Origin of the sequence: Mumia sp. ZJ430 (genome assembly GCF_011751845.1) — a bacterium.
Taxonomy (GTDB): domain Bacteria; phylum Actinomycetota; class Actinomycetes; order Propionibacteriales; family Nocardioidaceae; genus Mumia.
Genome location: NZ_JAAHFK010000002.1, coordinates 272,802 through 286,823, shown reverse-complemented (window position 1 = coordinate 286,823; position 14,022 = coordinate 272,802). Strand labels below are relative to the sequence as shown.

The 14,022-nt window shown below is 69.7% G+C and carries 13 protein-coding genes; 7 read left to right on the top strand and 6 right to left on the bottom strand.

Translation table 11 applies throughout. The features are described 5' to 3' along the window. The first annotated feature begins 68 nt into the window (after positions 1-68). Entirely contained in the window at positions 69-2,219 is a 2,151-nt protein-coding gene (locus tag HCT63_RS07925) for an MMPL family transporter (RefSeq protein WP_167002980.1), read from the top strand. Positions 2,220-2,289: 70 nt separating this feature from the next. On the opposite strand, the gene HCT63_RS07920 is transcribed toward HCT63_RS07925, so the two are convergent. Then, positions 2,290-3,249, bottom strand: a complete 960-nt coding sequence (locus HCT63_RS07920) for a zinc-binding dehydrogenase (protein ID WP_167002978.1) — start codon at positions 3,247-3,249, stop codon at positions 2,290-2,292. Between the two features lie 98 nt (positions 3,250-3,347). Here HCT63_RS07920 and HCT63_RS07915 point away from each other — a divergent pair, with 98 nt between their 5' ends. Beyond that, positions 3,348-4,250 (top strand): LacI family DNA-binding transcriptional regulator, encoded by a 903-nt coding sequence (locus tag HCT63_RS07915; protein WP_208322338.1) that lies wholly within the window; start codon positions 3,348-3,350, stop codon positions 4,248-4,250. A gap of 54 nt (positions 4,251-4,304) precedes the next feature. After that, positions 4,305-5,393, top strand: a complete 1,089-nt coding sequence (locus HCT63_RS07910; RefSeq protein ID WP_167002976.1) for an ATP-dependent DNA ligase — start codon at positions 4,305-4,307, stop codon at positions 5,391-5,393. 60 nt (positions 5,394-5,453) lie between these two features. Here the strand turns inward: HCT63_RS07910 and HCT63_RS07905 are convergent, their stop codons facing one another. The 5 genes from HCT63_RS07905 to HCT63_RS07885 all read right to left on the bottom strand — a co-directional run bounded on the left by HCT63_RS07905 (position 5,454) and on the right by HCT63_RS07885 (position 9,698). Then, the gene (locus tag HCT63_RS07905; protein ID WP_167002974.1) at positions 5,454-6,218 is read right to left on the bottom strand and encodes a hypothetical protein; all 765 of its coding nucleotides are present in this window, start codon (positions 6,216-6,218) and stop codon (positions 5,454-5,456) included. Further along, positions 6,215-7,099: an ABC transporter ATP-binding protein gene (locus HCT63_RS07900; RefSeq protein ID WP_167002972.1), complete on the bottom strand. Its 885-nt coding sequence runs from the start codon at positions 7,097-7,099 to the stop codon at positions 6,215-6,217. Before HCT63_RS07900 ends, HCT63_RS07905 begins: the two co-directional genes overlap by 4 nt. Further along, complete coding sequence (locus HCT63_RS07895; protein ID WP_167002970.1) at positions 7,096-7,491, bottom strand: GntR family transcriptional regulator; 396 nt, start codon at positions 7,489-7,491, stop codon at positions 7,096-7,098. Before HCT63_RS07895 ends, HCT63_RS07900 begins: the two co-directional genes overlap by 4 nt. A 71-nt stretch (positions 7,492-7,562) precedes the next feature. Then, complete coding sequence (locus HCT63_RS07890; protein ID WP_167002968.1) at positions 7,563-8,597, bottom strand: DNA polymerase IV; 1,035 nt, start codon at positions 8,595-8,597, stop codon at positions 7,563-7,565. Positions 8,598-8,600: 3 nt separating this feature from the next. Further along, positions 8,601-9,698, bottom strand: a complete 1,098-nt coding sequence (locus tag HCT63_RS07885) for a DNA polymerase domain-containing protein (RefSeq protein ID WP_167002966.1) — start codon at positions 9,696-9,698, stop codon at positions 8,601-8,603. A 67-nt stretch (positions 9,699-9,765) separates the two neighbouring features. Here HCT63_RS07885 and HCT63_RS07880 point away from each other — a divergent pair, with 67 nt between their 5' ends. From HCT63_RS07880 to sufD, 4 genes are all read left to right on the top strand, one after another. Further along, a complete protein-coding gene (locus HCT63_RS07880; RefSeq protein ID WP_243842942.1) occupies positions 9,766-10,578 on the top strand; it encodes a fused MFS/spermidine synthase in 813 nt (270 codons plus the stop codon). A gap of 77 nt (positions 10,579-10,655) precedes the next feature. Then, a complete protein-coding gene (locus tag HCT63_RS07875; protein ID WP_208322337.1) occupies positions 10,656-11,360 on the top strand; it encodes a metalloregulator ArsR/SmtB family transcription factor in 705 nt (234 codons plus the stop codon). After that, entirely contained in the window at positions 11,357-12,811 is a 1,455-nt protein-coding gene (gene sufB, locus HCT63_RS07870; protein ID WP_167002964.1) for a Fe-S cluster assembly protein SufB, read from the top strand. The genes HCT63_RS07875 and sufB overlap by 4 nt, the downstream gene beginning before the upstream one ends. Before the next feature lie 71 nt (positions 12,812-12,882). Continuing rightward, positions 12,883-14,019, top strand: coding sequence for a Fe-S cluster assembly protein SufD (gene sufD, locus HCT63_RS07865; protein WP_167004791.1), 1,137 nt, complete (start codon positions 12,883-12,885; stop codon positions 14,017-14,019). Positions 14,020-14,022: the final 3 nt, after the last annotated feature.

Below are 14,022 nucleotides of genomic sequence, written 5' to 3'. Positions count from 1 at the left end.
GAGAGCCGGTGCTTGGATAGGGTCTTCGGGGGCCACCAGCGGGGTGGCCCTATGCATGGGGGGTTCCCTTGTTCGGCAGCCTTGGCCGCTATATCGTCCGTCATCCCTGGCAGGTCATCCTCGCGTGGATCCTGCTTGCCGTCGTCGTGGTCGCGACGGCGCCCAAGCTGGAGTCGACCTCGGACGAGGCAGACTTCCTCCCTAGCCACTACGAGTCGATCAAGGCGCTCGAAGCCCAGCAGGAGGCGTTCCCCGAGCTCGCCGACACCGAGCCGGCGGCGATCGTGGTCGTCGACCGCGCGGACGGCGCACCGCTGAGCGAGCAGGACGTCGCGGCGGTCGAGGAGATGGCGCAGGACCTGAGCACCGCCGACATCGACCTCCTCGACGACGTCCGTGCCAACCCGCCGTCGGAGAACGGCCTCGTCCAGACCATCAGCGTCGGACTGGCCGAGGGCACCGACCCCTTCGACGTCGCGCTCAACGACAGCGCCGAAGAGCTGCGGGAGCAGGTCGCGGACGCGGCAGAGGGCACCGACCTCCGCGTCGGTGTCACCGGGTCGATCGCGCAGAACCTCGATGCGACCGAGGCGGCGAGCGGCGCCGAGGCCGCGGTCGGTGTCGCGACGATCGGCCTCATCGTCGTGCTGCTGCTGGTGATCTTCCGGAGTCCGATCATCGCTCTGCTCCCGATCGTGGTGATCACGATCGTCTCCCAGGTCGCGACGGGGTTGATCGCCTACGCCAACGAGCTGTTCGGCCTCCAGACCGACTCGTCGATCACCGTCATCCTCATCGTGGTGCTGTTCGGCATCGGCACCGACTACATCCTCTTCGTGATGTTCCGCTACCGCGAGCGGCTCCGAGAGGGTGAGGGGCCGAAAGAGGCGATGATCCACGCGATCGAGCGCGCGGGTGAGGCCATCGCCTCGGCCGGCGGCGCCGTCATCGTGGCGTTCCTCGCGCTGGTGCTCTCCACGCTCAGCATCTTCCGCGCGATCGGGCCCGCCCTCGCCATTGCGGTCGCGGTGACGGTCGTCGCTGCGCTCACGCTCGTCCCTGCGGTGGTGTCGCTGCTCGGCACGAAGGTGTTCTGGCCCTCGAAGGCGTGGAAGAAGGAGCCTCGCTCGGCCCGCTTCGGCGCGATGGGCGGCGCGCTCGGTCGCCACCCGGGCCGCTTCGCGCTCGCCTCCGGCCTGCTGCTGGCGTCGCTCGCGGTCTTCGCGTTCGGCTTCAAGCCATCGTTCGACTTCTCGCAGATGAGCCTGCCGGACGATGCCGAGTCGATGGTCGCGAGCGAGCGCATGCTCGAGGGCTACCCGGCCGGCGCGACCGCGCCGCAGACCGTCGTCCTGCAGAGCACGGACGATGCGCCGCTGGAGCAGGCCGACCTCGCGTCGTACGGCGAGGCGCTGAACGCGGCCGAGGGTGTCGCGCAGGTCGCCGAGCCGATCCCCAACAGCGACGGCACGGCCGCGATCTTCGTCGTGACCCTCGACGACGACCCGATGTCCGACGTGGCCATGGAGCACGTCGAAGGGCCGATCCGCACCGCGGCGCACGACGCGGCACCGGACGGTTCCGAGGCCCTGGTCGGTGGGACGACGTCGATCTTCGTCGACCTCCAGGACGCGATGGTCCGCGACTACTCCGTCGTGTTCCCGGTCGCGGCGCTGATGATCATGGTCATCCTCGCGCTTCTCCTGCGCAGCCTCGTCGCCCCGCTCTACCTGATGGCGTCGGTGGGTCTCGGATTCGCCGCGACGCTCGGCGCGACGGTGCTGGTGTTCCAGGTGGCGCAGGGCCAGGACGGCCTCATCTTCATGCTGCCGATCTACATCTATCTGTTCGTCACGGCACTGGGCACCGACTACAACATCTTGATGATCGCGCGGCTCCGCGAGGAGGCACGGCACGGCAAGGACCCGCACGCGGCCGCCGCCTGGGCCGTACGCCATGCGGGCCCGACAATCGCTGCGGCCGGCCTGATCCTCGCCGGCTCGTTCGCGGCCCTGATGCTCGGTGGCAACCCGTTGCTGGTCTCGATGGGCTTCGCGATCTCGTTCGGCATCCTCGTGGCGGCGTTCGTGATGTCGATGTTCTTCACGCCATCGCTGACCGCGCTCCTCGGGCACGCCGCCTGGTGGCCCGGTCGCGCCGACCGCGCCCGCCCACAGGACGAGGTCGAGGAACCGCTCGAGGTCAGCCCGCGGGCCTGACGCAGGGAGAGGCAAAGGGCCTCCGGCCGATGTCGAATCGACCGGAGGCCCTTGCGTGGGCGTGCCGTCGTCAGTCGCCGAAGCGGGCGACCAAGCGCCCAGTGACCTGGTTGGCCTTGAGCCGCTCGAGACCCTTGCCGATCTCGTCGAAGGCGATCTCCTCGTAGACCGGGGTGATCTCGCCCCTGTTCATCAGGTCGAAGACCTCCTCGATGTCCGCCACCGTGCCGCCCAGCGAGCCGATCAGCCGCTTGCCGAGGATCGTCGGTGTGACGACGGTGAAGGTGGGCTGGCCGAGTCCGACCTGGACGACGGTGCCGCCCCGCTTGACGGCGTTCAGGGCCTTCTGGGTCGTGTCGAAGCCGGCGTAGTCGACGATGAGGTCGAAGTCGGGTCCCTTGCCCCAGCCTTGGCTCGCGCTGGCCCACTCGGAGGCGTCCTTGACGCAGCTGGTGACACCTGCCTCGCGGGCGATGGCCCAGACGTCCTCCTTCATCTCCGCGACGTGGACCTCGGCACCGGCGAGGACCGCAGCCCGTGCGCCGATCTGGCCGAGACCGCCGAAGCCGATCACCCCGACCTTCATCCCGGCCGTTGCGCCACCCTCCTTGATGATCGCGTGATAGCTGGTCATGCCTGCGTCGGTGGCCAGTGCCGCCAGGGAGAGCGAGAGCCCGTCGGGAACGCGAGCGAGGTCCCGGAAGTCAGCGGCGAGCTTGTCGGCGAACCCGCCGGGCGTGAACATGCCGAGCGGCGGTTGGACGCCGGAGGAGTTCACACCCACGACGTCCCCGACCGCGAATCCCTCGACCTCGACGCCCAGCGCGCTGATGATCCCCGCATTCTCGTGTCCCTGCGTCATGGGGAGGTGTGGCATGACGCGGTCGCCGGTCTCCATGTACATGAGGTCGGAGTGGCACAGTCCCGCAGCCTTGACGTCGATGATGACCTGGGTCGGGCCGGGCGTGGGCTCGGGAACGTCGTTCATCTGGATCGGCTGATGATTGCCGGGGTACTGCCACGCCTTCATGGCAACGGCCCTTTCTCGGTGGGGAAGCTGCATCTCCGTACGGGTGTGCGGATATCTTGAGCGTAGGTACTAAAACGTTTTAGTCCAAGGAGTCGAGAGTGGCTGTCACGATCCGCGACGTGGCGAAGGCTGCCGGCGTGTCGCCGGCCACGGTGAGCTTCGTGCTGAACGAGACGCCCACGCAGTCGTTGCGACCCGAAACGCGCGAACGCGTCCGCGCGGCAGCCGCCGCCCTCGGCTACACGCCGCACCGCATCGCACGAGCCCTGCGTGAAGGGGTGTCACGGCTGGTCGTCTTCATCGCCGGCGACCTGCACGGAGGCAGCACGGCGAGCATGATCAGCGGCCTGGAGTCCGAGCTGCGTGAGTTCGACCACCGCCTCGTCGTGCTCCACGGACCGCGCGACGAGGATCTGCTCACCGCTTTGGCACCTCGAGCGGTGCTCGACTACGCGGTGATGGACTTCGCCGACGCCGATCTCGAAGGTGAGGGGTGGGTGGATGGCCTCGCTCGACATGCGTCGGTCCAGGTGGACCACCTCGTCGACCTCGGCCATCGGCACCTGGCCATCGCCTACCCCGCGCACGGCACCGGACGGCTCTTGGAGATCCGGTTGCACCACATCCGCACGCGACTCCAGGCCGCGGGCCTGCCAGCGCCCGTCGAGCTCTCCGTCCCCGACGACCGCCAGGAGGCCGCGGCTGGTCTGACGCGACTCCGCGAGCAGCATCCGGAGGTCACGGCAGTGGCAGCGTACGACGACATGACCGCAATCCGAGTCCTCGCCGCCTCGGCCATCCTCGGGCTGCGGTCGCCGCAAGATCTCGCCGTGATCGGCTTCGACGAGAGCCCGTTCAGCAGCCTGTGGACGCCCGGCCTGACCACGGTTCGCATCGACGCCGAGGGCTACGGCCGGCGCGCCGCCAGACTCGCGCTGGGGATGCCCGTCGGTGCATGGACCCACCCGCCCTCGCAGGTCGTGCGGCGTGAGACGACCTGAGCTCGGCGGCTTTTTCACCACTGCTGAGGGCGAACTCCTTCTAGGGTGGTCATCGTGGATCTCCCAGTGATGCCTCCGGTACGCCCGATGCTGGCGAAGTCGGTCAAAGGTGTGCCGGACCCCGCCAAGGTCGACGGCGGTCTGTCGTACGAGCCCAAGTGGGACGGGTTCCGCTGCATCGTCTTCCGCGACGGCGACACCGTCGAGATGACGAGCCGCAACACGCGTGACCTCACCCGCTACTTCCCGGAGCTGGTCACCGCGTTCCTCGAGCACCTCCCCGAGCGCTGCGTCCTCGACGGCGAGATCATCGTGGCGATCGATGGACGGCTCGAGTTCGAGGTCCTCCAGGAGCGCATCCACCCGGCCGCGTCGCGGATCGGGCTGCTCGCCGAGCAGACTCCGGCCTCGTACGTCGCGTTCGACCTGCTGGCGCTCGGCGACGACGACCTGACGGGGGAGCCGTTCGAGCTGCGGCGCGCCCGCCTCGTCGAGGCGCTCCAGGACGCGGGCGCGCCGGTGCACACGACCCGTACGACGCTCGACCCCGTGGTCGCCGAGGAGTGGTTCGGGCACTTCGAAGGCGCCGGCCTCGACGGTGTCGTCGCCAAGCCGTTGCGCTCCCCGTACGAGCAGAACTCCCGCACGATGCTCAAGATCAAGCATGAGCGCACCGCCGACGTCGTGGTGGCGGGCTACCGGTTCCACAAGACGTCGACGCCTGAGCGACCCCTCCTCGGGTCGATGCTGCTGGGGCTGTTCAACGACGAGGGCGTCCTCCAGCACGTCGGCGTGTGCGCCGCGTTCACCGAGGCGCGGCGCGCGGAGCTGGCGGCGGAGCTCGACCGGCTCAAGGTGCCGTTCGCCGACCACCCGTGGGGCCGATGGGCAGAGGCCGAGGCCCACGCGGAGGGCGATCGCCTGCCCGGGGCACAGAGCCGCTGGAGCGCCGGCAAGGACCTCTCCTTCGTGCCGATCGAGCCGGTGCTGGTCGCCGAGGTCGCGTACGAGCACATGGAGGGCACGCGGTTCCGGCACACCGCCCGCTTCAAGCGGTGGCGCCCGGACCGCGACCCCGAGTCATGCACGTACGAGCAGCTCGAGGAAGTTGCCTCGTACGACCTCGCCGACGTCCTCGGCTGAGCCCGGACGTCATACGTCCTGCGGGCCGTAGCCCGCAGGACGTATGACGTTGCGGCGGCGTCAGCGGGTGACGGTGGCCGACGGACGGAGCGGGATGTCGCGGAGGAGGCGGTGCAGGATCGCGACGACAGCGGCGATCGCCGCGAGCGAGATCAGTACCAGGACGACGGCCGGGAACATGTTGTCTCCCAGCACCGCGTCGACGCCTGCGGAGTAGACGCCGCCACCGAGTGCGATCTCGGCCCCGACGACCAAGGTGACCACGAGGATCAGGCCGACGGTCCCCCCGATCCCTCCCCAGCGGTAGTAGCCGACCGCGAGGGCGACGCCGCCGAGGAAGTACGCGATGCTGGTCAGCGACCACGAGAGCCAGATGCCGAAGAAGTCGCCCGACGAGTCGTACAGGCCGGGGTCGGCGATCGCGGTCGACCAGTCCAGGCCGCCGAAGACCAGCGACTCGACGAGCATCCCGACCGCTCCGGCGAAGGCGTACGTGACGCCCAGCGCGAACCCCGCGACGACGACACCCCGGGTGAAGGACCGGCGGGTGGCGCCGCCGGCGAGGTGCATCGGCAGCATCGCCAGCGGGATGATGATGCCCATGACGCCGAGGAAGTACGGCGCGGAGCCGAGGACGCCGTCGGCGATGCTGCCCTCGACGTCTGCCCAGGTGTCGATCACGACCGTCAGGCCGACCGAGATCAGGACGACGGCGATCCAGAAGTAGGCGCCGATCTGCCACGTGCCGACGAACGTCGCGTACGCGCTGGTCCACATGCCGCGCCGCTCCTGCGTACGGGCATCCGCATCGAGAGTGTCGGTCATCGGACTGTCTCCTGGGTCAGGTGGATGAAGAGGTCTTGGAGCGACACCCGGGCCACCTCGACACCCGCCTCGCGAGCCAGAGCCAACTCAGCGGGGTCGAGGGACCCTTCGAGGGTGATCTGCGTGCTGCCGCCGAGGCTGCGGGTGGACAGGGTGCGCCGACCGTCGGTGAGCTTGGTGACCGCACTGGTCGGCCCGACCAGGCTGATCGCCCGGTCCCGGACGGTGTCGGCCGTCTCGGCGAGCAGCGTCTTGCCCTCGTGGATCACCACGACGTCCTCGAAGAGCCGCTCCACCTCGTCGATGAGGTGGCTCGAGACGACGATCGTGCGGGGGTGGTCGGTGTAGTCGTCGAGCAGCGCGTCGTAGAAGGCGTAGCGGCTCGGTGCATCCATGCCGAGGTAGGTCTCGTCGAAGATCGTCAGCGGCGCGCGGCTCGCGAGGCCGATCACGCAGCCGAGCGCGGACTGCTTGCCACGCGAGAGACGGTCGGGGCAGTGGGCGGGGTCGATCCCGAACCGGTCGAGCAGTGCAGTGGCGAAGTCGGTGTCCCACGTCGGTCGCAGCTCGGAGTAGTAGCCGAGCGTCTCCTCGACGCTGGTGTCGCGCAGCACGTCGCCGGACTCGCGGACGAGCTGGACGCCGGCCATCACGACGGCGTTCTCGAACGGGTCCCGACCGTCGACGCGGACGGTCCCCGAGGTCGGGCGCCGCAGCGAGGCGAGGAGGGCGAGCGCGGTCGACTTGCCGGCACCGTTGCGGCCGAGGAGCCCGGTGATCGTGCCGGGGCGGAGCGAGAAGCTCGCGCCGTCGAGTGCAGGCTCGCCCCTGCCGTACCGGACGGTGACGTCGGTCAGCTCTGCTCCGTACGGGGTGGTCATCGTGCGTCGCCTTCCGTCACGGGGGTGGGGGAGGTGGTCGGGGTGGTGTCGTCGAGATAGGCGACGAGCTCGCGGCGGGGGATGCCGAGGAGATCGGCCTGCTCCACCGCCGGGCGGAAGACCCGGTCGAGGTACGCCGCGCGGTGCTCGTCGAGGAGCCGCTCGTGGGCGCCGTGGGCGACGAACATGCCGAGCCCGCGCCGCTTCTCGATCAGGCCCTCGTCGACGAGGATCCCGAACGCCTTCGCCGCGGTCGCCGGGTTGATGCGGAACGTGGTCGCGTACTGGGTGGTGGACATCACCTGGGCCTCCTCGGGCAGGTCGCCGCTCAGGATCTGGGCGCGAATCTGCTCGGCGATCTGGATGTAGATCGGCTCTGGTCCGTCGAACAAGATCCCGACACCTCCTGTGGTTCATTACTGGACTAATGAACCACAGGACGCGCGTCGACGCAAGCCGTTGGCTACTGGGGATCGGCCATCTCGGCGGCGACACCGAGGAGTCGTACGGAGCGGGTCCGGTCGGTCCGTTCCAGCAGCGAGGCCGCCGCATCCGCGATCACCGCGGCATCGGACGTCGGCTCGGCGAGCTTCGTGCTGCGGGTACGCGTCTCGAACGGGACGTAGCGGATCTTGAGCCGCACGCGCACCGCCGGACGTCCGTCCTCGACCACGTCGCGGGCGGCGAGCACGGCCAGTCGACGGACCTGCGCCTCGACCTCGGCGGGGTCGTCCAGGTCGGTCTGGAACGTCTCCTCGTGCCCGTGCGAGCGGGGCACCCACGGTGTCGGGTCGACGGGGGAGGCGTCGAGCCCACGGGCGAGGCGTCGGTACCACGGGCCCATCGTCGGCCCCAGCTCGGCGGCGAGCCGCTCCTCGTCCGCGTCGCCGACCTCGTGCACCGTGCGAAGTCCCAGTGCGGCCAGCTTCGCGGCGGTCTTGCTGCCGATCCCCCAGACGCCGTCGGCCGGACGGTCACCCATCACCGCCCACCAGTTGTCACGGGTCAGCGTGAACGTGCCGCGAGGCTTGCCGAAGTCGGTCGCGTTCTTCGCGCGGATCTTGTTGTCGCCGATGCCGACCGAGCAGTGCAGCCGCGTCCGCGCGAGGACCCGCTCCTGGATCGCGTGGGCGAGGGCGGTCGCGCGCGCGAGGTCGGCGTCCGGACCGGCGTCGACGAACGCCTCGTCCCACCCGAGGACCTCGACCGCCGTGCCGAAGCTGCGCAGCGCCGCCATCACCTGCTCGGACGCCTCGTCGTACGCCGGCTTGTCGACGGGCAGGAACACCGCGTCAGGGCACTTCTTGGCCGCCGTCCGCAGGGGCATGCCGGACCGGACGCCGAACTCCCGCGCCTCGTACGACGCCGTCGACACAACCGCACGCTCGGTCGGGTCGCCGCGGCCACCGACGATCACGGGGAGCCCAGCGAGCTCGGGACGGCGCAGCACCTCGACCGCGGCGATGAACTGGTCGAGATCGACGTGCAGCACCCACATCCGTCAGCCCTCGGGCGCGTCCTCGTCGGCCCAGTTGGCAGCGTTCTTGCGGCTGGGCTGCACACGCGGCGGCTCGCCCGGCATCTTGGGGTAGTCGGGTGGGTACGGCATGTCGCCGAGCCCCTGCTCCTCGTCGCGGGCGTACAGGTCGAGCAGTGGCTCGAGCGAGCACGCCGTGTCGTCGATGGCCGCGTGGAGGTCGCCGAGCTCGGCGAAGCGCGGCGGCACCGTGTGGAGGGTGAAGGCGCGCGGGTCGTCGAGCGTCGCGAGCTCGTCCCAGGTCACGGGGGTGGAGACCGGCGCGCCCGGCTTCGGGCGCAGGCTGTAGGCACTGGCGATCGTCCGGTCGCGGGCGTTCTGGTTGAAGTCGACGAAGATGCGCGCGCCTCGCTCTTCCTTCCACCAGTTCGTGGTGACCCCGTCCGTACGGCGCTCGAGCGCGCGACCGAACGCGATCGCGGCGTGACGGACGTCGGTGAAGGACCACCGCGGCTCGATGCGGACGTAGACGTGCACGCCCCGGTTGCCGCTCGTCTTGGGGAAGCCGACCATGCCGAGGTCGTCGAGCAGGGCCCGCGCCTGACCGGCCACCCGTACGGCGTCGGTGAAGTCCGTCCCCGGCTGGGGGTCGAGGTCGATGCGCAGCTCGTCGGGGTGCTCGGCGGCCTCGCGACGGACCGGCCACGGGTGGAACGTGAGCGTGCCCATCTGCGCCGCCCACGCGACCGTCGCGAGCTCGGTGGGGCAGACCTCGTCGGCCGAGCGGCCCGACGGGAACTCGATGCGGGCCGACTGGACGAAGTCGGGAGCGCCCTTGGGGAGGCGCTTCTGATAGAACGCGTCGCCGCGGTTGTCGACCCGGGTCGACAGTGTCATGCCCTCGCGGACCCCCTTGGGCCACCGCTCGAGCGTGGTCGGGCGCTCGCGCAACGCGCGCATGATGCCGTCACCCACCGCGAGGTAGTAGCGGACGACGTCGAGCTTGGTCACCTCGCCCGACCATGGCGTCGCCTCGTAGATCACGCGGTCGGGACTGCTCACCCGGACGGCACGGCTCCCACCGGGGGACTCGACCTCGACCTCGGTCGCTGCTGCAGGCATGCGACCAACCTAGGCCTTCGCGGGGACACGATGCGCGTTCGCGCGCGCGGGCACGTAGTCTCTCGCCGTGGAACGCCAGATCACGCTCGCCCCCGAGCCTGGGCGGAGCCATGCGTTCACTCTCCGCGTGGGCGGGGCCGACCAGTCGCACGTCGACCTGGCAGACCCGACCCGGCTCGTGTTCGAGTACGTCCAGCGGATCGCTGACACGCTCGACCTCCTGCGCTCCGCCCCGGACCGGATCAGCGTCGTCCACGTCGGCGGTGCCGGGCTGACCCTGCCCCGGTACGTCGCCGCGACCCGCCCCCGCTCGGCGCAGGTCGTCCTCGAGCCCGACGCAGACCTCACCTCGTACGTCCGCGAGCACCTCCCGCTGCCCAGCCGCAGCGGGATCAAGGTGCGGCCCATCGGGGGGCGTGAAGGGCTCGCGGAACTGCGCGACTCGTATGCCGACGTGGTCGTGCTCGACGCCTTCGACGGGCCTGTCGTCCCGGCCGAGCTGACGACGGCCGAGGCGTTCGCCGAGGTCGCGCGGGTGCTGCGACCCGACGGTGTGCTGCTCGCGAACGTGGCAGACCGAGGGCCGTTCCGGTACGCCCGTCGGGTGCTGGCGGCGGTTCGCACGACGTTCGGCGAGGTCGTCGTGAGCGCGGAGCCAGCGACGCTCAAGGGGCGACGCTTCGGGAACGTCCTGCTGGTCGCGAGCCGGGTGCCGCTGCCGGTGGAGGGCATGGCGCGGCGTGCGGCCTCGTCGGCGTTCCCCTACCGCGTGCTCGCGGGGGCAGAGCGCGACAGCATCCTCGGCGGCGGAGTCCCATTCACGGACGCCGACGCGGAGCCATCGCCCGGCCCACCCGGTGGGGCGACCTACTTCTCGTGAGCGCCCTTCCGTGTGACCGGGGTTACTAAGGACATCCTTCGTTGAATGCGCACGAGCAATAAGGGCACACTGGTGTTGTGAAATCCGCACGGGAGCTCTCTGACGAGTCGCCGACTCGTGAGCGCGTGGTGCGCAGCATCATGCACGAGGGCCCGTCCACAGCCGCCCAGCTAGCCGAGCGGCTCGAGCTGACACCTGCCGCCGTTCGCCGCCATCTCGATGCCCTCCTCGACGAGGAGATGATCGAGGTCGCCGCCGAGCGTCCGCTCTCGCAGCGGCGTGGCAGGGGACGGCCGGCCAAGGCCTTCGCCCTCACCGACGAGGGCCGCGAGGCGTTCGAGCAGGACTACGACGACCTGGCGGTCAGTGCGCTGCGGTTTGTCGCCGATACGCTCGGCGAGGACGCGGTGAAGGAGTTCGCCAGGCGGCGCAGCCAGGAGTTCGAGCGTCGTCTGCTGCCCTTGCTTGAGGACACCACGCCCGAGCAGCGACCCGAGGTCCTGGCCGAGGCGCTGGCCGAGGACGGTTATGCCGCCACCGTGCGGCAGGCACCCGGAGGCACCCAGGTGTGCCAGCACCACTGCCCGGTCGCCCACGTGGCGGCCGCGTTCCCCGAGCTCTGCGAAGCGGAAACGGAAGCGTTCGCCCGGATGTTGGGACATCACGTGCAGCGTCTCGCCACCATCGCCCACGGCGACGGTGTGTGCACCACGTACGTGCCCGACACTCCCGCCACGCTTTCGAGCACTGCCTTCATGACCGACGAGAGGACCACCCGATGACCACCACCCCGGACACCGGCGTCAGCGCCGTGCCCAACGCCATCGAGCAAGCCAATCCCGAGCTCGAGGGCCTCGGCCGGTACGACTTCGGCTGGGCCGATCCCGACATCGCGGGAGCGAGCGCCAAGCGGGGTCTCAACGAGGACGTCGTCCGCGACATCTCCTCGCGCAAGGACGAGCCCCAGTGGATGCTCGACCTGCGGATGAAGGGCCTCAAGCTCTTCGGCCGCAAGCCGATGCCGACGTGGGGCGCCGACCTGGGCGGCATCGACTTCGACAACATCAAGTACTTCGTCCGCTCCACCGAGAAGCAGGCGACCTCCTGGGAGGAGCTCCCGGAGGACATCAAGAACACGTATGACCGCCTCGGCATCCCCGAGGCCGAGAAGCAGCGCCTGGTCGCCGGTGTCGCCGCGCAGTACGAGTCCGAGGTTGTCTACCACCAGATCCGCGAGGACCTGGAGGAGCAGGGCGTCATCTTCCTCGACACCGACACGGCGCTCAAGCAGCACCCGGAGCTGTTCCAGGAGTACTTCGCGACCGTGATCCCGGTCGGCGACAACAAGTTCTCCGCGCTCAACTCGGCGGTCTGGTCGGGCGGCTCGTTCATCTACGTGCCCAAGGGGGTCCGCGTCGACATCCCGCTGCAGGCCTACTTCCGGATCAACACCGAGAACATGGGCCAGTTCGAGCGGACGCTGATCATCGTCGACGAGGACGCGTACGTCCACTACGTCGAGGGCTGCACCGCGCCGATCTACAAGACCGACTCGCTGCACTCCGCGGTCGTCGAGATCATCGTCAAGAAGGGCGGCCGCTGCCGCTACACGACGATCCAGAACTGGTCGAACAACGTCTACAACCTGGTCACCAAGCGCGCCACCTGCGAGGAGGGCGCCCAGATGGAGTGGGTCGACGGCAACATCGGCTCCAAGGTGACCATGAAGTACCCGGCGATCTACCTGATGGGCGAGCACGCCCGCGGCGAGACGCTGTCGCTGGCCTTCGCCGGCGAGGGCCAGCACCAGGACTCCGGCGCCAAGATGGTCCACGCCGCGCCGCACACGTCGAGCTCGATCATCTCCAAGTCGGTCGCGCGCGGCGGTGGCCGTGCGTCGTACCGTGGCCTGCTCCAGGTCCAGGAGGGCGCCGAGCACTCCGCCTCCACCGTCAAGTGCGACGCGCTGCTCGTCGACGACATCAGCCGCTCCGACACCTACCCGTACGTCGACGTCCGTGAGGACGACGTGTCGCTCGGCCACGAGGCCACGGTCTCCAAGGTCAGCGACGACCAGCTCTTCTACCTGATGAGCCGCGGGATGGAGGAGGACGAGGCGATGGCGATGATCGTGCGTGGCTTCGTCGAGCCCATCGCGCGCGAGCTCCCGATGGAGTACGCGCTCGAGCTCAACCGTCTGATCGAACTGCAAATGGAAGGTGCCGTCGGGTGACCGCCCCCACCACTACTACAACGTCTGCTGGCCCTCTCGCCGGCCCGGTCGAGACCAGGGTCGTCAGCCACCTGCACCCGGAGGGGTCGTTCGACCCTGCCGACCACGAGGTGCCCAGGGGGCTCGAGGAGATCTGGCGCTTCACCCCGCTGAAGCGCCTGCGTGACCTCCACAAGGACGCGCCGCTGGACGGCCACGACTACGAGGTCTCGATCGACGCCGCGCCCGAGGTGCGGGCTGAGTCGGTCGACATCGACGACCCCGTACGCGGCTCGTCGACGTACAAGCCCGTCGACCGGATCTCGGCGCGCGCCTGGGAGGCGTCGGACCGTCTGTTCAAGGTGACCGTCCCCGCCGAGGCCGTCGCGTCGCAGCCCACCTGGGTCACGTTCCGCGGTACGGGCTCGGAGAAGGCGGGCGCCGGCCACGTCGTCATCACGGCCGAGGCGTTCTCGAAGGCCACGGTCGTCATCGACTACGTCGGCTCGGCGACCTGGGCCGAGAACGTCGAGATCGTCCTCGGCGACGGCGCCCAGCTGACTGTCGTCGCAGTCCAGGACTGGGACGACGACGCCGTGCACGTGTCGCACCACCACGCGCACGTCGGCCGCGACGCGAGCCTCAAGCACGTGCTCGTCAGCTTCGGCGGCGACCTCGTGCGCATCAACGCGTCGGTCGAGTACGCCGGCACCGGCGGTGACGTCGAGATGCTCGGCCTCTACTTCGCCGACGCCGGTCAGCACCTCGAGCACCGCCTCTTCGTCGACCACAACAACCCCAAGGGGCGCAGCAAGGTCGAGTACAAGGGCGCGCTCCAGGGCAAGGACGCCCACACCGTGTGGATCGGCGACGTGCTGATCCGCAAGGAGGGCGTCGGCATCGACACGTACGAGAGCAACGACAACCTCGTCCTCACCGACGGGGCACGTGCCGACTCGGTGCCGAACCTGGAGATCGAGACCGGCGAGATCGAGGGCGCAGGTCACGCGTCGACGACCGGCCGGTTCGACGACCTGCACCTGTTCTACCTGCAGAGCCGCGGCATCCCGGAGGTTGAGGCGCGCCGCCTCGTCGTGCACGGCTTCTTCAACGACGTGATCCGCCGTACCGGCGTCCCGGAGATCCAGGACCGTCTGCTGCAGACCGTCGAGGCCGAGCTCGCCAAGCACGTCGGTGTCGCCGACGTGGTGGCGGCCACGGAGGCCTGAGCC

Excerpts from the sequence above, each read along its gene's own strand:
- HCT63_RS07890 (WP_167002968.1), bottom strand. The coding sequence starts at position 8,597 with ATGTGGGTGCTGCACGTCGATCTCGACCAGTTCATCGCCGCGGTCGAG.
- HCT63_RS07905 (WP_167002974.1), bottom strand. The coding sequence starts at position 6,218 with ATGACCGACACTCTCGATGCGGATGCCCGTACGCAGGAGCGGCGCGGC.
- HCT63_RS07900 (WP_167002972.1), bottom strand. The coding sequence starts at position 7,099 with ATGACCACCCCGTACGGAGCAGAGCTGACCGACGTCACCGTCCGGTAC.
- HCT63_RS07885 (WP_167002966.1), bottom strand. The coding sequence starts at position 9,698 with ATGCCTGCAGCAGCGACCGAGGTCGAGGTCGAGTCCCCCGGTGGGAGC.
- HCT63_RS07920 (WP_167002978.1), bottom strand. The coding sequence starts at position 3,249 with ATGAAGGCGTGGCAGTACCCCGGCAATCATCAGCCGATCCAGATGAAC.
- sufB (WP_167002964.1), top strand. The coding sequence starts at position 11,357 with ATGACCACCACCCCGGACACCGGCGTCAGCGCCGTGCCCAACGCCATC.